The sequence below is a fragment of the Shewanella sp. SM55 genome (assembly GCF_025654025.1).
Lineage (GTDB): Bacteria > Pseudomonadota > Gammaproteobacteria > Enterobacterales > Shewanellaceae > Shewanella > Shewanella oncorhynchi.
Map to the genome: position 1 here is coordinate 190,781 of NZ_JAKKRS010000005.1, position 19,096 is coordinate 209,876.

Genomic DNA, 19,096 nt, shown 5'->3' on the forward strand with positions numbered 1-19,096 from the left:
CAATAATATTAACAACGAGATCGCGATGCATCAGCTCTTTCGCCTGATCCTCATCTTAGCTGCTCATCTTTGGTTCTCAGCGTAATGCCCAAGCGGAAAAATGCTCAAGAACATTCAAGCTCACTCATACTCATTCAAGAGCTGGGCCAATTGCTGCTGATAGGCGTGAATAATTTCAGGAGTTTGCTTGTGCGCCGGCATGCGTTGGTAATGGCCAATCACCTGCGACAGGTAGCTGTGTGCTCGCGGCAAACTTGCTTCATCTAACGTCTGCCACATTAACGACCCAGTAGCAGTGATAGGCAGACAATTTGGAGCCGCGATTGTACTGACATGGAGGATTTCGTAGAAACGTTGATTCTCTTCCAATAAGTGTTCCGACTTAAGCCCTAGCCCTAAGGCCGAAAGTGATTGCCTGACATAGTAATTATGATGCACGGGACACAAAATAAACTCGAGGTGCCGCAGTGGGTGTTGCGCTAAAATTGCCCGCACTAATTTCACCAGCAATTCACCACCCACGCCAGCGATGATAATCAACTGTTTATCTTTGTCACTGGTTTGCTCGAGCGGTAAAGCCGCGACATCGAGGCAATGCACTTGCCACTGAGTATGACAACTTAAGTTTGGGCCTATACCTGGGTTTAAGTGAGGATTTTGGCCTAATAAGTCAGCGGGGAAAAAACGCTGTAAACGCAGCTCAAGCGCCTGCATTAGCGAAGGCACACAATCGACAAAATGCACTTGGCGAGCAGCATTCCTTTTTAACAACAGCATACCGAGCAAACCATGATCGCAGCAGCAATCCCAAATATGATCGTAATGGCCAGTGATCATGCTATCTATCTGTTGTAAACGTTGGCTAATTTTCACGGTTTGACCTTACTACTGCGGCTCCAAATACTGTAAATCCCACTGTAAATCCCACGCTAAATTGCATTTTTAAGCAAAAAGAAAGCGCGCAGTTTACCCGAGTCAAAAGCAAACCACATCTTTTGTTCGTGCCCTCGCAGTGCTTCTTGTCACGTCTGTCACGCCACGCCTTAATGTGGTGAATACGTATGCAGGCCGTTGCGGTTAAAAAGCCATCGCCACTAGTATGCTGTGAGTCACATTCATTATAAAAACAAGGATCAAGGAATGTTCATCAAGACCAACCCAATTCAGTTCACTCGCAGCGACTTAACTGCCTGTCACGTAACAGACTGCCACTTAACAAACAGCCACTCTCGCCAGAGCTCATCGTGCCAAAAGCTATCGCAAGTGCTATTAGGCCCTACAGCCATCGCCCTTGCGGTCACGAGTCTTTTTAGTGCCAACGTATTTGCCAAAACCGTTACCGTCAGCTCACCCAACCAACAAATTCAAATCAGCTTGAGTGACGATACAGGCCGCCCCGAATATAAAATCGATTTTCACGGCAAAACAGTCATAGAACCGAGCCGCTTAGGCTTAGTTTTTCAATCCCTTGGCGAACTCGGTCAAGGATTACAGATAAAAAGCAGCGATAAAAAAAGTGCCGATGAAAAGTGGCAACAACCTTGGGGCGAACAGGAATGGATCCGCGATCAGCACAATCAACTGACTGCAGTATTAAGTAATGGCAAGGTGCAACTCGAAATCGAATTTAAAGCCTTTGACGATGGGATTGGCTTTCGCTATCACTTAGCCCCACAAGCTGCCCTGCCCGCCAATTCGCCGCTATTAATCACTGACGAGTTAACCGAGTTCAATGTCGGCAAAAGCGATAAAGCTACAGCATGGTGGATCCCTGCCCGCGGCTGGAATCGCTACGAATATTTATATCGCACCACAGTGCTTAAAGACGTCGATAGAGCCCATACCCCCTTCACCTTTAAACTCGCAGACGGTACGCACTTAAGTATCCACGAAGCCGCCTTGGTGGACTTTGCCGCCATGACCTTAGATCAACAGCGCGATGGCAAACTTAAGGCCGATCTCACGCCTTGGTCCGATGGTATTCGCGTCAAAACCCAAGTGGGTTTTTATACGCCGTGGCGCACCATTCAAATTGCCGACAAAGCAGCTGGGCTGCTCAATTCGCACCTCATCCTAAACCTCAATGAACCCAATAAACTCGGCGATGTTACTTGGGTAAAACCAGGGAAATACGTCGGTATTTGGTGGGGAATGCACTTAAACGAAAATACCTGGGGCTCGGGCCCAACCCATGGCGCAACCACTAGTGAAACAAAGCGTTATATGGATTTCGCCGCTAAATATCAGTTTGATGGCGTACTGGTAGAAGGTTGGAATGAAGGTTGGGACGGCGACTGGTTCCACAATGGCGATCAATTTAGCTTTACCAAGGCCTATGCTGATTTCGATCTGCCCGCCATCACAGCCTACGGGGCAAAACAAAATGTACGTTTAATCGGCCACCATGAAACAGCGGGTTCAGTCACGCATTATCGCGATCAAATGGCTGATGCCTTCGCCCTGTATGAGCAGCATGGTGTTACTCAAGTCAAGACGGGCTATGTCGCCGATGGTGGCCAAATCAAGCGTATCGATGACAAAGGCATTACCCGTCAGGAGTGGCACGACGGCCAATTTATGGTCGGTGAGTATTTGCACAATGTCACTGAAGCAGCAAAACACCACATCAGTATCAATACCCACGAGCCGATCAAAGACACAGGCCTGCGCCGAACCTATCCTAACTGGATCTCCCGCGAAGGTGCCCGCGGCCAAGAGTATAATGCTTGGGGTAGCCCACCAAACAGCCCTGAACATACGGCCATGTTACCCTTTACCCGCATGCTTGCGGGTCCAATGGACTTTACCCCGGGGATTTTTGACTTAGCGCCCAAAGGGTTGGATGCAGAAAATCGTGTGCAAACCACATTGACCAAACAGCTCGCCTTGTACGTTGTGCTCTATAGCCCAATCCAAATGGCAGCGGATCTGCCGCGCAATTATGAAAAGCACTTAGATGCCTTCCAATTTATCCGCGATGTGCCCACAGATTGGTATCAAAGTGTCGCGCTGGCCGGTGAAGTCGGTGACTATGTGGTCTTTGCTCGCCAAGCGAAGGATCAAGGTGATTGGTACTTAGGCGCACTCACGGATGAAACCGCACGCAAGGTCACGGTCAAACTGGATTTCCTCTCCCCGAATAAACGTTATCAAGCACAAATTTACCGCGATGGTTCAAAGGCCGATTGGAAAACCAATCCCTATGATTATGTGATTGAAACCAAAGAGGTGAGTGCTAAAGATAGCCTAAACCTCACACTCGCCAGCAGTGGCGGCACGGCAATCAGATTCAAAGTACTTTAATAAAGTGCTTTAACGACTTTGTTGCGAGCAACAAAGTCGCTATAAACAAAAGTCACCATAAACAAAGGGCGCTAAAAAGCGCCCTTTGTGTTTACTATGACCCGATTAGTTTAACGTCAGCGCCACTATTTTAAGTGGATGATTGTCATCGAACGAAGGGAAATCCTCATGGGGATCGAGCCAAGTGTGCGTAGTGACTGTACGACCTTGTTTTTCAACACAGCGCACTAAACTGTCGAACCATGCTTGGCGCTCGACTTTCGCCACATTGTTACAGCAAACGATAGTGCCACCGACTTTGGTCGCCATTAATGCGGGCTTAAACAAACCTTGATAATCATTGACCAAATCGACAATACCAAAAGCACTCTTGGCATAACGCGGCGGATCGAGAAACACCAGATCAAACTGGGTTTGCGCCAATTTGGGATAACTCGGTAATTTTTGATTGCGGCGCCCTCCCACACTCAAGCCTGCCAATTGGCGCAATGCCGGAAACGCATCACTCTGCACAAACTCACATACATTCGACACCTGATTTAACGCCGCATTCGCTTTGCCCGTCGCTAAAGCAAAGGAAGAAAAATCAACATTCATCACCTGAGTCGCGCCGCCGATGGCTGCCGCAGTACCAATGCCGCAGGTGTAGGAAAACAAATTCAGCACGGTTTTATCTTGGCTGTGTGCCCGCACATATTCGCGGCCAACACGCATATCAAGGAATAACAGCGGATCTTGTCCTTCGTGGCGCAGTTTAGTGCTGAACTTGATGCCATTTTCCTGCATTACTCGCTCAGAACTCGCGATCTCTGTCAGTGCGGGTGATAAGGCATTCAATACACGGGAATGGCCTAATGAACGATCGTTATACACTATCGGCAAATCGGCCTGTTGCAACAAAACAGTGCCGACATCAACCAACTCTTCGTCGGTTAAGGTCTGATGAAAACTCTGCACTAGCCAAGTATCGCCATAACGGTCGATATTCAAGCCACTGACGCCTTCGACTGTGCCATGGAACACCCGAAAACAATCGGTTTGATCCTGTTCTGCTTGTTGTAAAAAATCATGGCGTTTCGCCAGAGCCGTCGATAACAGCGTTTGAATAGACATAAAAAGCGGGACTCGCGCAGCGGAAACCTGCGTAAGGTTTCAAGAGGGAAAACGGCATAATACCAAACTAGGTCGCAGAATATCGGAAAAGTTCGCCCCGAAAACAGTATAAACACCGACTAACATCCAAATGGGGGGAACTCTATGTCCCCCAACCCGCCAAGCCTGTTATAACCAAGTGCACGGAATAATTTTCAAACAAAGATGTAGGTTAAATCATTTCAAGCAACGGCTCTAACCCTGGCGCCGTTTTAGTCGGCACAAACTCTATCACCTCAAACTCAGCAACATCGGCAATGCAGAAAGGATCTTGCTGCAAAATAGCCTCTAGCGCCGCGCGACTTTCAGCCTTGGCGAGGATGACGCCACCGGTACGTGGCACTTTGCGACCCGAGGCGACAAAAGTCCCTGCGGCATAATACTCATCAAGATAAGCAATATGGGCGGCTAAATGTAACTCCACTTCTGCAATTGGCTTTTTATAGGTAAGCGAGACAACAAACATAGGGATCCTTTAATCAACTGAAAAAATTTAAAATAATCGAACGAAAAACGCTTAATCTGGCGATCATCATAAGCTAAGTACCTATCTGATCCCACCATATCTAGGCTGGCTATTATCATAGTGCAGAGTGCGCGACTTTCGAGTCAAGCTATCGGCATCCGTACTGGATATTTATTGCATGCTGACTCTTATTAAGTGCATTGAACTCGCCGTCAGTTATGACGCGGTTGATTTTATCACTCAGTTAACATCCGCAATAACAATACCCTTTTTTCTAAAAAATAATGCAATGACTGATCATCAAGTATTCTAACAAGATTAGAGAGTTATTTGAGCATTCCAGCAAGCCTATGACTATTGATAAACCGTCTAAATGCGTTACACCTATGTTTCCATCCAGTTACTAAGCCATGATGAATACGTATGTAAGCAGTTGTGCAAAAATCTACGCCGAGGCTACTATAAATCCGCTCGTTTCACCCTCTGCTTGTGGGGTTTGAAATCTGTGAGGTCGTTTCTGATAGGGTTATATACAAGGATTGCTATCAGGCTTAAGTTCTTTCTGCTGACTGGCTTTAGGCCACTCACTTGGGCTAACCCCTTTGAATTAAGGTGTTAGCCCAAATTTGAAATGAATTTATCGGCGAATATGCTTCTGAGGGAGGAGTATATTCGCTATTTTTTCACAGAGTACACTCATTCATGGCATGCGCGAAACTACCATGAATAAGCCATGAATCTGACTCTTAGCTTTTATTGTATGCTCTTGGCTGTGATGAAATAGCTCACCACATAAAAGCAAAGTACAGTGCCAATCCATTGCTCGGCAAAACAATTAAAACAATAAGCACTCAAGGCAGAAATACTGCCGGCAACAGAAAGGAAGTTCAATGTCTTCGAATCACCAGCAAGATCCCCATCAAGCCGCAGCGCCTCAGTTGCCGCATGCATTCAAGCAACAACCTGAGCTGAGTTTCTGGCAAATTTTTAATATGTGTTTCGGTTTTTTAGGCATTCAATTTGGGTTTGCCCTGCAAAATGCCAACGTCAGCCGCATTTTTCAAACCTTAGGGGCTTCTATCGATGAAATTCCCATACTGTGGATTGCCGCACCACTGACGGGTTTATTGGTTCAACCTATTATTGGTTATTTGAGTGATAACACCTGGGGACGCCTTGGCCGTCGCCGCCCCTATTTTTTGATTGGCGCGATTTTTACTACCCTTGCCATTTTCATCATGCCGCACTCGCCTACCCTGTGGATTGCCGCTGGCATGTTATGGATCATGGATGCCTCGATCAACATCGCCATGGAGCCGTTTCGCGCCTTCGTCGGTGACAATTTACCGAAAAGCCAACGTACTCAAGGCTATGCCATGCAAAGCTTTTTCATCGGCATTGGCGCTGTGGTCGCTTCGGCCTTACCCTATATTTTGACTCACTTTTTTGATGTTGCGAATACTGCACCAGCGGGTGAAATTGCCGATTCAGTGCGTTATGCCTTCTATTTTGGCGGCACAGTATTATTGCTCGCCGTTAGTTGGACTGTCGTATCGTCAAGAGAATATTCCCCTGAAGAATTAGCCGCCTTTAACGCAAAACAAGCCGATGCTGAAGATGAAACCTTAGCTCGCACTCGTACCCGCAAGGACTATCAATTTGCCTCCATCGTGTGGATGGGTCTCGGCGCCCTGCTCACCTTCGCTATTTGGGCTCAGGATTTAGATAAGCAGTTGTATATCTTGAGCTTAGGAATTTTCGCCTTTGGCCCATTGCAATTGTATTGCGCGCTGCGTTTGGGCAATTCACAACCCGCTGAACGCAATAAGCTCGGCATGGTATTTAGCGTGGTCGATGACTTGTTCCATATGCCCAAAGCCATGCATCAACTGGCGATCGTGCAGTTTTTCTCTTGGTTCGCACTGTTTGCCATGTGGATTTACACCACCGCCGCCGTGACGTCTTACCATTTTGGCAGCAGCGATGTGTTGTCCCAAGCTTATAACGACGGCGCAGATTGGGTCGGCGTACTGTTCGCCTCCTACAATGGTTTTGCCGCCATTGCCGCGATTTTTATTCCTATGCTGGCTAAGCGTATTGGCATCAAGCTGACCCACACAGTCAATATGTTCTGTGGTGGTATAGGTTTGATTAGTTTCTTTTTTATTACAGACCCAAGCCTGTTATGGCTGCCTATGATAGGTGTCGGTATCGCGTGGGCGTCAATTTTATCTGTGCCCTACGCCATGTTGTCGGGCATGTTACCCCCGCAAAAAATGGGCGTTTACATGGGGATTTTTAACTTTTTCATCGTCATCCCGCAGCTTCTTGCCGCCAGTGTGCTGGGTTTAGTGCTCAATGGTCTGTTCGATGGTCAACCTATTTATGCACTGATCACAGGTGGCGTCTTGATGATGTGTGCAGGCATTGCCGTATTATTTGTCGACCAAGACGTTGTCGAACAAAATAACCCAAATAATCAAAGTGCAGCGATGAACCGCAAGACCCACTTAATCACGAAAGCCACAAGCAAATTAACAAATAAAAGTTAGCTCTTTATAGCAACGATACACAATAGCCGACATGCAGCAATGCATGTTAAGCGCGGTGAATTCGGTCATTTGGCTAATCACAGCAGCATAAAATATCTTTATCAATTCAATCACTATAAAAATAAAACCATTATTTGGGGAGAACGAGATGGAATCGAGTCCTACGCCGCAGCAGGATCTGCACACCAGCCAAAACCGTCACACACAAGCGTTAACAAGACGCAGCCGCCTAGCGCTTGCCGTCGCCGCAAGCCTATTGGGGATAATAGGGTTAGCGGCCTGTTCACCCACATCGAATTCAGCAACAACTGCCACAAGTGTGAATGCCGCGCCAAGTGTGCAGCGGGTTGCGCCCGGCGCACCGGGTAAAGCGCCGACTTGGGCATTTTCGGGTAAAACTGGTATTGGGACGTCTTACGAGCCTTATACCCAAGGTCAATATCAAGATGCCAAGCAAAATCCCATTAGCCGTGTTTGGTTCTCCCTCGCCCAAGGTATTTTAACCGAAACCATGTATGGTCTTATTCACAATGCGCAGCTCAAAGAACTGCAATTTGTGATCACGGGAAATGGCTTTGTCGATACCGAAAAAGATAACACCATCAGCAGCATAGAATATTTAGATACAGATACTAATGGTCGCCCACAATCCCTTGCCTATAAAATTATCAATAAAGATGTTGAAGGTAAGTATCAGATTGAAAAGCATATCTTTACCGATCCAGACCGCGACACTTTGATGATGCGTGTCACCTTTACTGCCTTTGAAGACGGCATTACACCGCATTTGTATGTCAATCCGCATATCGATAACGCAGGCGCCAATGATATCGGCCGCATCGACACTCATACTGACAGTCATGCTGACAGTCATGCTGACAATCATGCCAACACTCATGCTAATAATCAGGCGCTGGTGGCCTATACCGCCGCCAAAGACAGTAGCGTAATGACGGTAAAATCCGATCTGAATTTTGTGCAGGCAACCACTGGCTTTGTCGGTGTCTCCGATGGCCTAGCCGATTTGGCCGATAACGGCAAACTCGATACGCCCTATCAAACGACCAGTGCGCAAGATAAATCGACCGTCGGCAATATCGCCTTTACCGCGAGTTACCCTACGCTCATCAAAGCCAAACCCGTCACTTTTAATCTCGCCATCGGTTTTGGTAAAGATGAAGCACAAAGTTTAGCCAATGCCGATGCCAGCTTAGCCGCAGGTTATGATTCTGTGCTCAGCCATTACAATGCAGGCTGGCAGGGTTACCTAAGCTCACTGCCCGCCATCGCAAACATGGCCAACAACACCACAGATAACGGCAAGCTGCTGTATACCAGCGCTATGGTCTTGAAAGCGCAGGAAGATAAAACCTATGCGGGCGCACTGATCGCCTCGTTATCTAACCCTTGGGGCGATACGGTTTCGGCAGCCGTGCCGAGCACTGGCTATAAAGCAGTATGGCCGCGCGACTTTTACCAATGCGCCATGGCATTCCTCGCCATGGGTGACACGCAAACGCCCAAAGTGGCCTTCGAATACCTGAAAAAAGTGCAAGTGACCGAAAAGACGCCTGGCTTTACGGGTACGCCCGGTTGGTTCCTGCAAAAGACCCATGTGGATGGCCAAATTGAATGGGTCGGCGTGCAACTCGATCAAACTGCCATGCCTATCATGCTCGGCTGGAAACTCTGGCAAGCGGGCGTACTCACCCCTGATGAGATCAGTCACTGGTATCAAGAGATGCTCAAAGGTGCAGCGGACTTTTTGATCAGCGGCGGTGACGTCAATCTGGATTGGAATCACACTCAAATCACCCCACCTAAAACTCAGCAAGAACGTTGGGAAGAACAAGCGGGTTACTCACCCTCAACAACGGCCGCCGTGATCGCCGGTCTTGTTGCCGCGAGTGAAATTGCCAAAGAAGCTAAAGATATTACTTCAAGCGCCCGTTATCTTGCTGCCGCTAAAAGCTTAAGTGACAGCTTGGAAAAGCATTTAGTCACCACCCAAGGGCTATTGAAAAACAGCGCAGATGTCAGCGCGCCTTACTATTTACGTTTAAGCCCGAATGGCGAGCCAAACACTCGCGATACACTGGCGGCAAATAACGGTAAGCAAGGTTTAGATCAACGTCAGATCCTCGATGGCGGATTTTTAGAACTAGTGCGTTATGGCGTGCGCGGTGCAACTGACAAGCTCATCAATAAAAGCCTTCAATTGATTGATAATACTGAGCTTGAGCACAACCTACGCCTTAAATATGAGTTTAGCGCCAAAGATGGCAGCACTATCCCAGGCTTTAGACGTTATGGCAACGACGGCTACGGTGAGGATACGGTTTCTGGCAATAACTATGCAGAATCCGGCAGCAACAGCGCCGATCAACGCGGCCGAATCTGGCCATTCTTCACCGGCGAGCGCGGTCATTTTGAATTAGCACTCGCCCAAGCAAAAGGCGAGCTAACAGGCAATAACGCGCAGCAAACCAAGCAGCAGTTAATCAACACCTATGTGCAAGGCATGGAAACCTTTGCGAATGCGGGCATGATGTTACCCGAGCAAGCGTGGGACGGTGTCGGCGATGCCACCCGCTATCATTACCAACTCGGACAAGGCACCAACTCTGCCACACCGCTTGCTTGGACCCATGCCGAATACATCAAACTGGTGCGCTCAATGACCGATGGCCAAGTCTGGGATTATTACCCTATCGTCCCTGCGGCATTAAAATGACAAGTTGAAATAATCAATTAAAATAGCGCATTAGCTTAACGATACTTTGATAAATTGCAGGCTAGAACAGCATCCTAGATGTTGTTCTAGCTTTTTTATAGACGGTTTATGATGCCTGATTTAGCTCCCGCTTTTCATAGGCTTATGCTGCGGGTAATCTTGCGGCGTGCAACCAAATTGCATTTTAAAGGCGGCACTGAAACTGCTGACACTCAAATAACCTAAACTATGGGCCACCATAGTTGTGCTCTCCCCTTGGCTTAAGCTCTCAAGCGAATTTAACAAACGAAACCTTTGCCGCCATTGTCGATAAGTGAGCCCAGTTTCAGCTTTGAATAGTCGCTCAATCGTTCTCACACTCGCGCCGCCCATTTCGGCTAACTCGGTCAGTGAGTAACTCACTTTTGGACGTCGGATCAGCGTTTGGATTAATCGGCTGAGTCTTGGATCTGAGCCAGCGGGTAAATGGGCATCCAGACTGTCCAGAGTTTGAAGCTCATCGATGGCAACCAAACCCAGCCGATGCAGTTGTCCACTGTCCATAAGATGTGAACTTTCACAAAGTTTAAGCACTAATTCGCGCATCAGCGCTGTCATAGTCACCATCACCACTTGCGTATCCTGTGGCCTAACGCCATAGCTAGGGTCAATATAAATATTGCGAGTATGGGCGTGGGTTTCACTGTTCACTTGATGGGGCAGATTGCAAGGGATCCAAACGGCATGGGTTGAGGGGACCACCCAGACGGCATTTTCACTGCGAACACGTAACAAACCTTTGGCGGCCCAAAGTAGCTGACCCCGCGGGTGCGAGTGAGGCTCGATACCCGCTTCCGCCGCCATATTGCGAGTATGGGTCAGTACGGGCCGATTGGCATCTATGATAAACGCCGCATCACTGGGTGTTAACAATGTCGCTTTAGGAACATATTTTGACATATTACCCTCTTAAAACGCCAAACTAAGTCAGCTATCTTAGTAGGCATCTTTTACGTATTCAACCCAATAGGTCGGTAAACATGAAACGTTTTATTGGCGTTAAACAGCTAGCGTTTTTCAGTGCACTGTTGATCGCTACTTTACTTGCGCTTTTTCCGCTAAGTCAGCATCCCGCGGTGTTTTCCTACAGCGCAGGCGTAGTGTTAGTGACCTTGATGTTTTGGAGCACAGGTTTCTTCCCGCCCTTTATGGCGGGGTTAATCTTTTTTGCCCTTGCCACCATTTTTAAACTCATTGAGCCGAGTATACTTTTCTCCGGATTCGGCTCAACTGCGGTGTGGTTAATCATTTCAGGGTTTGTGATCGGCAGTGCCATCACTCAGTCTGGCTTAAGTCGCAGAATGGCCAGTTTGATTGCCCCCATACTGACCTCAAGTTATCCACGCTTGATTGCGGGTTTAGTCTTTAGTGCCATGCTGCTTGGCTTTGTGATGCCCTCATCCGTTGGCCGTGCTGTGGTCATGGTGCCAATTGGTATGGCGTTAGCTGAGCAAGTCGGTTTTGCTCGTGGTAGCCATGGACGGATAGGCATTGCGACCGCCTTGGCACTGGCGTGTAACATGCCCAGTTTTGCCGTATTGCCCGCGAATATTCCCAACATGATATTAGCGGGTTCCAGTGAGAATCTATTCAATATCCATTTTGGTTATACCGAGTATCTCTTATTGCATTTTCCAATCCTTGGCTTACTCAAATCAATATTGATTGTGGCGCTAGTCGTTTTCCTATTTCCTGCAAAAATTGATAACAACCAGCCTGAACGCGTTATTGAAAAAGAAGCTTATAACCTTGGTATGCAAAAGAAAGTTGCACTGTTACTGACTATTACTTTGCTCTTTTGGGTGACTGACTCGCTGCACGGCATTAATCCCGCTTGGGTAGGATTAACAACGGCTATCTTGTTATTGCTCCCCAAATGGGGAGTGCTTGAGTCTAAGAGTTTTAATAGTTCAGTGGATTTGTCGACCGTCATTTTTGTCGCGGCAGCCTTAGGTCTGGGAGCATTGGTCAATCATTCCGGGCTCGGCACTGCGCTAGGTCAACTGTTCAGTGAATGGTTACCCTTGCAGCAAGGGGCATCGTTCCTGAATTTTATGTCGTTATCGTTAATCGCGACGCTAACAGGATTAGTGGCAACGGTTCCAGGTGTGCCGACTGTGTTATCCCCCATGGCAGCAGACTTTGCCAATGCAACTGGCTTCTCCACCCCTGCGGTATTAATGACGCAGGTGATCGGTTTCTCAACCGTGATTTTTCCTTATCAGGTGGCTCCTTTGATTTTGGCGATGCAATTATCCCAAGAGCCATTAACTAAACTACTTCGCATCACCTTACCTCTAGCGGCAATAACTCTAGTTGCACTTATTCCACTGGATTATCTGTGGTGGCTATGGCTCGGTTGGATAGCCTAAACCCTCACCATTGGCGGTATTCATGCCGCCAATGGTGGATTTTAGAGCGGTTATATCAAGAACTCACAAGGCCCACGTCCAAAGCGCGATGCTCAGGTGACTGAGTAAAGCTCAATTACTTGATCTTGAGTTGGTAAACACTTGTGGTGCCACTGACTTCATTGCCTATGATTAACAAAGGATTACCGTTAGGGCTTTTATCGGCACTGACAAATTTCATCCCTTCTGGCCCTAAATCACCCGCCAATGTTGCATCACCTTTGACTGCACCTGTAGCGGTATCGACAACGAAGTCAGCTTCAAAATCACGATTCACAACATAGTCGACAAAATGCACATCAAAAGGATTAGTCACGTCATAGATCATAAAGCCAGAGGTACGTTCTAAACCAACAAAGGCATATAGTCGTTGACCAATTTGGCCTAGGGCTAAAGCTTCTGGCTCTGGCCCCTTGTCATCGCTGCGACTATCACCTTTATTTTCTTCGTTGTTATTGTTGAATTTATCCCCCAGTAGTGCGGCGGTAATACGTTCAAAATCACTGCCACTGTCAAACACTTGCTGACCATCAGCATTCCAAATCGAGAATGAACGAGCACCAAAGCTCATGACTTTGTCGTAGTCGCCATCCTTATCATCGTCCCCCATGCTCGTCGTTACCTTGAGACGCGCTAATTGGGTTTTATCTTTTGCGGCGGCAAATTGTGGGTGATTCGGGTCGAGCACTAAATCCCCTGCGCGGGCTTCTTCCGAAAAAGCCGCATAGTCACGGGAGTCACCTTCATTCGCAGTCACAATAAAGTCAGTGTTATTCCAACGGTAGCTAGCAAGGGTATCGGGTTGATACATGCCGTACACCCCTGTGTAGCTTTGCTGGTTAACAAGATTATCTTTGTCACTCGCATCAATTTTATTCACATCAAGCCCGTAATCTTTGAGGCCTAGCGGTAAAATCTTCGAGACTTTCGCATTGGCGATATCAATCACGGCAATAGCATTGTTCTCTTGTAAACTGACAAATGCACGGCGGTTATCTTGGCTAATGGCGATATATTCAGGTTCTAAATCCTGCGCCACACTCGCCATTGGGCCATTAATTTTAATGTCAGCGGTGATTTCAGTTGCACGCGCACCGCCCTGATTAAACGCACTAAAATTTATGATGGTCGCAGTAGCTGCGGGCTTACCGTCAGTAATAGCAATCAACGCAACACTGCCTTCAGGATCTAAGGTATAAGCAGGATTAGGTTCGCCTTCATTGGCCACGAGTAAGGTTTTACCATCGTGGGTGAACACTACATTATCGGGTAAAGCACCGACTTCGACGGCGCTGATAAACTGCGGAGCATCTGTGCCATTAAGCTGATAAAAAGCCACAAAACCATTGGCTTGGGTTTCATTGCCTGCAGCGTCACCACGCTCAATGGCAGCCGCTAACAAGTTGCCTGAAATACTCACGCTGTTCACGCTACCCATAAAGGTTTGACCCACATCCTTAGCAACATCGAGTTCTGCTAATTTTTCGAGATTATTCAATGCTAAAGGATCTGTGGCGTTTGATGCAGTCGCTAATAAGCTGCCATCGATAATATCGACTTTGCCGCTGATCGCATTAACCACAAAAATACGGTTTGAAGCACTATGATATTCAACAATTTCGGCGGCACTTAAGCCATAAACGCCTGTCTGATGACGACCAATTAACTCAGCCTTTAAGCTTGCAGTTTGTGGCTGGCAAACATATTGGGTTTGCGCGACCGCAATTTCATTGTCATCCAATTGTCCATTATGGTTGGCATCTAATCCGGTATCGATTCGCTGACCACCGGCGGGACAATTTGCATCACCGATAGTTAATGCGGTCACTTTAACCTGTGAATTTAAGCCGTTGTCGCCTTTATCACCTGCAGCGCCATCATCACCGCTGCAAGCACCGAGTAATAAGCTCGCCATAATGGCGGCTGCAAGCGGGAGTCGTTGTGTTTTCATCGTGTCATTCCTGAATATTTTATTTTTAGTAAGGTGAAGCTAAAACCCACTAAATTAGTCAGCATAAAAGACACCTAGATGACAAAGCAGTGACACTCAGATGACAAAGCAGTGACACTCAGATGACAACTAACACTTTTGAATGAAGCATATTGGAGGATAACGGCTCGAGCCGCCAAGGTTATGCCTCGATTATCGAGACTTGCTACTTAGTTACAATTTAATCGGTAAAATACGGTAAAGAAATCATCGCAAAGATTGGTTTATTTGTCCTAGCGCTTTACTATGCTATTGCTTAATGCCTTACCGTGAAAATTGATCGAAGCACAATTCACTTTTCCCCAAACACTGCCAATTAGCGCAAGATGCTGGCTAAAAATGGACGGATTAGAGTGAATTGTCCTAGTACAATTTAAACCACGCCGCATAACCCTGAGAAATACGCTTTCTATTCTTTCGCCACCCGAGGTAACAGTGGACCCACAATCACAACCTTCTGCCCATAACGGTAGACGTATACCGAATTTAGCACTGCTTATTCCCATGCTAGCGGCGATTGTCGCGATCACACCATTGGCCATCGACATGTACTTACCTGCGATGTCGACATTGGCCCTTAGTTTTCATACCGATATCACAACAGTGCAACAATCCCTGAGTATCTACTTAGCAGGTTATGCACTGGGCATGTTGTGTTTCGGTCCCTTAGCTGACCGCATTGGCCGTCGCCCTATGGTGATAATGGGGCTGAGTGGCTTTATGCTAACCAGTTTACTGATTGGTTTTGCTGGTCAAGTCGAAGTCTTTCTTGGGCTACGCTTTTTGCAGGCCTTTATCGGCGCAGCAGCGACTGTGGTGGTACCGGGATACATCAAAGAAGTCTATGGCGATAATACCGCCAAAGGTATGTCTTACGTGAGTTTAATCATGATGTTAGCGCCATTATTGGCCCCTAGTATTGGCAGCGTGATCTTAGAACTCGGTGATTGGCATTTAATCTTCTTCATTCAATCTGCCTATGCCGCGACCCTGTTATTACTCGTGCTGTTTGCGCTAAAAATGCCCAGCGATAAAGATATGGATACCCGCAGCCAAAAATCGTTTCTTGGTGCCTATGCGACCGTATTTTCCCGACCTGGCGTTAAGTTGAACATTGCCAGCGGCGTGTTAACGTCTTTTGCGTTTTTCTGTTATCTCACCGCATCCCCCTTCGTTTATATGGAAGTCTTTGCCTTAGATAAATCCTATTTTGCCATCTTGTTTAGCACCAACGTTGGTGCCTTGATGTTGGCCAATATCATTAATACTCGCATTGTCGGCCGCTATGGTTCGCTGCGTATGTTGCACGTATCGACCTTTTTTGGCGCTATTGCGGGAGCTGGTTTATTAACCGTCAACCTACTGGATATGAGCTATCATTTTACCGTGATCATGCTTATTCCTTTGATGGGCAACCTAGGGGTGATGTCGGTCAACGCCGATGCGATAGTGCTGATGAAGTTCAAACAAGAAACCGGAACGGCAACGGCGGTTATTGGCACCTTAAGATTTGGCTGTGGCGCGTTAGCGGGGCCATTATTAGCGGTGTTCTATGATGGCACAGCAGTGCCCTTCTCCGCCCTTATGTTAGGCTCTATTGTGTTAGTCGGTATTTGCCAATTCAATCGTCCAAAACATCAAACGCAGCCGACGGTTTAAGGATTTATTTTTAAGGGTCTATTTTTAAGAAATCATGGATGCCAATGCCTCATCTACAACACATGTTTGATCGCGTGAAAACAGCGCATTGGCTTTCACTAAATATAGCAAATAAGTAATATTTAATCGCAATAGTTAAGTATCTGCTTATCTAACGTCCCACACCAAAACGGCACTTTTAGTGCCGTTTTTGCTTTTTAAGCATCTAACAATCTGAAAAATATAAGATAAGTCCATAAATCAGCCTAGATTACTTGGCGATTCCAGCAAGTTCTCCAGCCATTCAAACGTGAAATTGTTTCAAGTTGGTTATTTTTTACATAAAAGGCTTGAAATGTTGTTTTTTTTGAATATGATGAAATTCTGTTCATTGCAACAGTTGCTGCATCCTAAGGATGAATCACTTGTCTTCTACGAAGTCAGTTCAGCATTACGGAGCCTGAATTACCCTTCAGGCTTAATTTTTAGAGCGATTACCGTCGCTGTAACAAAATACTGTTTACCGTAACGGTACTATGCAATAGGAGTTCCACATGGAGATGTTATCCGGCGCCAGCATGATAGTGCGTTCTTTGATTGATGAAGGCGTAAAACACATTTTTGGCTATCCTGGCGGTTCAGTTTTAGATATCTACGATGCCCTGCACGTTATCCCAGGTATTGAACACATACTCGTTCGCCACGAACAAGCTGCCGTGCACATGGCCGATGGCTACGCCCGTGCAACGGGTAAAGTGGGCGTGGTATTAGTCACCTCAGGACCCGGTGCCACCAACGCGATTACCGGTATTGCCACCGCCTACATGGACTCTATTCCCCTCGTAGTATTATCGGGTCAAGTACCGAGCAACCTTATCGGTAATGATGCTTTCCAAGAATGCGATATGATCGGTATCTCTCGTCCTGTGGTCAAACACAGCTTTTTAGTTAAAGATCCCACTCAAATCCCTGAAACGATAAAAAAAGCCTTTTATATTGCCTCTACCGGCCGTCCTGGGCCTGTGGTCGTCGACCTGCCAAAAGATTGCTTAAACCCAGCGCTGCTGCACGAATATATTTATCCCGAAAGCGTGAAAATGCGCTCATACAACCCGACAACCTCGGGGCATAAAGGACAGATCCGTCGTGGACTACAGGCACTATTAGCGGCTAAAAAGCCTGTGCTCTATGTCGGTGGCGGCGCCATTATCTCAGGTTGTGATAAGCAAATTTTACAATTAGCTGAGAGATTAAATATTCCCGTCGTCAGCACACTCATGGGACTCGGGGCTTTTCCAAGTACCCACAAAAACAGCCTAGGCATGCTAGGGATGCACGGTCGCTACGAAGCCAACATGACTATGCATAACTGCGATTTGATCTTCGGTATTGGTGTGCGCTTCGACGATAGAACCACGAATAATGTGGAAAAATATTGCCCGAACGCGACCATTTTGCACATAGATATCGATCCCTCGTCTATTTCAAAAACTATCCACGTCGACATTCCCATCGTAGGGTCGGCCGACAGTATTTTAGACAGCATGTTGACACTGTTAGATGAATCGAACGAGCACAATGACAACGATGCCATCGCCACTTGGTGGAATGATATTGAGCAATGGCGCAGCCGCGATTGTCTGGCCTATGACAAAAACAGTGGTCGCATCAAACCACAGCAAGTGATTGAAACCTTGTATAAGCTAACCAATGGCGATGCCTATGTCGCCTCTGATGTTGGCCAGCACCAGATGTTTGCCGCCTTGTACTATCCGTTCGATAAGCCGCGCCGCTGGATCAACTCAGGGGGTCTAGGCACCATGGGGTTTGGCCTACCCGCCGCGATGGGGGTTAAAATGGCGATGCCTGATGCCACGGTTGTCTGTGTCACGGGTGATGGTTCAATCCAGATGAACATTCAAGAGCTTTCGACCGCGCTGCAATATGATACGCCGGTTAAAATTATCAACTTAAACAATCGTTTCCTTGGCATGGTTAAACAATGGCAGGACATGATTTACTCTGGCCGTCACTCACATTCCTATATGGATTCAGTACCTAATTTTGCCAAAATTGCCGAGGCCTATGGCCATGTAGGTATGACTATCAGCGATCCCGCCGAACTTGAGTCAAAAATGGCAGAAGCACTAGCGATGAAAGACAGGCTGGTCTTTATCGACATCATGGTGGATGAAACTGAGCACGTGTACCCCATGTTGATCCGTGGTGGTGCGATGAATGAAATGTGGCTGACCAAGACGGAGAAATGCTAATGCGTCGAATTATATCTGTATTATTAGAAAACCAATCCGGCGCCTTGTCTCGTGTGGTCGGTTTGTTTTCACAGCGCGGTTATAACATTGAAAGTTTAACGGTGGCGCCAACGGACGATATCACACTGTCGCGGCTTAACATTACGGTCGTTGCCGATGAAATGGTGTTAGAGCAGATAGAGAAGCAGCTACATAAACTCATCGATGTGTTAAAAGTTTCGAATATTACCGAGTCTGCTTATATTGAACGCGAATTAGCCCTTATTAAGGTCCGCGCCCAAGGCGAGTTTAGGGAAGAAGTTAAACGGATGGCGGACATTTTCCGCGGCCAAATTGTCGATGTCACCGCCAATTTATATACCATCCAAATGGTCGGCACATCAGAGAAACTCGATGCGTTTATCCATGCGCTAGGTGAAGTGACTAAATTGGTCGAAGTCTCTCGCTCCGGCGTGGTGGGTTTGGCTCGCGGCGAAAAGGCCATGAAAGCGTAACTTTCTCACGGAAATCTCGTGGACATTTTTTTGCGTAAACACAA

Annotated in this window: 11 protein-coding genes and 1 pseudogene; 7 read left to right on the forward strand and 5 right to left on the reverse strand. The window is 47.1% G+C overall.

Annotated elements, in window-relative coordinates:
* Positions 1–104 precede the first annotated feature (104 nt).
* A pseudogene (locus tag L5L91_RS09155) lies at positions 105–873 on the reverse strand (tRNA (adenine(22)-N(1))-methyltransferase).
* 267 nt (positions 874–1,140) lie between these two features.
* Between L5L91_RS09155 and L5L91_RS09160 the strand changes: the two are divergent.
* Positions 1,141–3,303 (forward strand): glycoside hydrolase family 97 protein, encoded by a 2,163-nt coding sequence (locus tag L5L91_RS09160; RefSeq protein ID WP_263236166.1) that lies wholly within the window; start codon positions 1,141–1,143, stop codon positions 3,301–3,303.
* 105 nt (positions 3,304–3,408) lie between these two features.
* On the opposite strand, the gene L5L91_RS09165 is transcribed toward L5L91_RS09160, so the two are convergent.
* Positions 3,409–4,416 carry a class I SAM-dependent rRNA methyltransferase gene (locus L5L91_RS09165; protein WP_263236168.1) on the reverse strand — a complete coding sequence of 336 codons (1,008 nt, stop codon included), beginning with the start codon at positions 4,414–4,416 and terminating at the stop codon, positions 3,409–3,411.
* Between the two features lie 211 nt (positions 4,417–4,627).
* On the reverse strand, positions 4,628–4,921 hold the full coding sequence (locus L5L91_RS09170; RefSeq protein WP_263236169.1) for a YciI family protein: 294 nt from the start codon (positions 4,919–4,921) through the stop codon (positions 4,628–4,630).
* Positions 4,922–5,811: 890 nt separating this feature from the next.
* On the opposite strand from L5L91_RS09170, the gene L5L91_RS09175 reads away from it, so the two are divergent.
* Positions 5,812–7,473: an MFS transporter gene (locus L5L91_RS09175; RefSeq protein ID WP_263236171.1), complete on the forward strand. Its 1,662-nt coding sequence runs from the start codon at positions 5,812–5,814 to the stop codon at positions 7,471–7,473.
* 148 nt (positions 7,474–7,621) lie between these two features.
* A complete protein-coding gene (locus L5L91_RS09180; protein ID WP_263236172.1) occupies positions 7,622–10,207 on the forward strand; it encodes a glycoside hydrolase family 15 protein in 2,586 nt (861 codons plus the stop codon).
* 120 nt (positions 10,208–10,327) lie between these two features.
* Here the strand turns inward: L5L91_RS09180 and L5L91_RS09185 are convergent, their stop codons facing one another.
* Positions 10,328–11,146 carry an AraC family transcriptional regulator gene (locus tag L5L91_RS09185; protein ID WP_263138781.1) on the reverse strand — a complete coding sequence of 273 codons (819 nt, stop codon included), beginning with the start codon at positions 11,144–11,146 and terminating at the stop codon, positions 10,328–10,330.
* A gap of 80 nt (positions 11,147–11,226) precedes the next feature.
* Here L5L91_RS09185 and L5L91_RS09190 point away from each other — a divergent pair, with 80 nt between their 5' ends.
* Positions 11,227–12,618, forward strand: coding sequence for an SLC13 family permease (locus tag L5L91_RS09190; RefSeq protein ID WP_263236174.1), 1,392 nt, complete (start codon positions 11,227–11,229; stop codon positions 12,616–12,618).
* 115 nt (positions 12,619–12,733) lie between these two features.
* Here L5L91_RS09190 and L5L91_RS09195 read toward each other — a convergent pair whose 3' ends face one another.
* Complete coding sequence (locus L5L91_RS09195) at positions 12,734–14,608, reverse strand: choice-of-anchor I family protein (RefSeq protein ID WP_263236176.1); 1,875 nt, start codon at positions 14,606–14,608, stop codon at positions 12,734–12,736.
* A gap of 474 nt (positions 14,609–15,082) precedes the next feature.
* On the opposite strand from L5L91_RS09195, the gene L5L91_RS09200 reads away from it, so the two are divergent.
* The 3 genes from L5L91_RS09200 (at position 15,083) to ilvN (ending at position 19,052) form a co-directional block, all read left to right on the forward strand.
* Complete coding sequence (locus tag L5L91_RS09200) at positions 15,083–16,306, forward strand: multidrug effflux MFS transporter (RefSeq protein ID WP_263236177.1); 1,224 nt, start codon at positions 15,083–15,085, stop codon at positions 16,304–16,306.
* 533 nt (positions 16,307–16,839) lie between these two features.
* Positions 16,840–18,558, forward strand: coding sequence for an acetolactate synthase 3 large subunit (locus L5L91_RS09205; protein ID WP_263164776.1), 1,719 nt, complete (start codon positions 16,840–16,842; stop codon positions 18,556–18,558).
* Positions 18,558–19,052: an acetolactate synthase small subunit gene (gene ilvN, locus L5L91_RS09210; protein WP_028759823.1), complete on the forward strand. Its 495-nt coding sequence runs from the start codon at positions 18,558–18,560 to the stop codon at positions 19,050–19,052. Before L5L91_RS09205 ends, ilvN begins: the two co-directional genes overlap by 1 nt.
* The last annotated feature ends 44 nt before the right edge of the window (positions 19,053–19,096 follow it).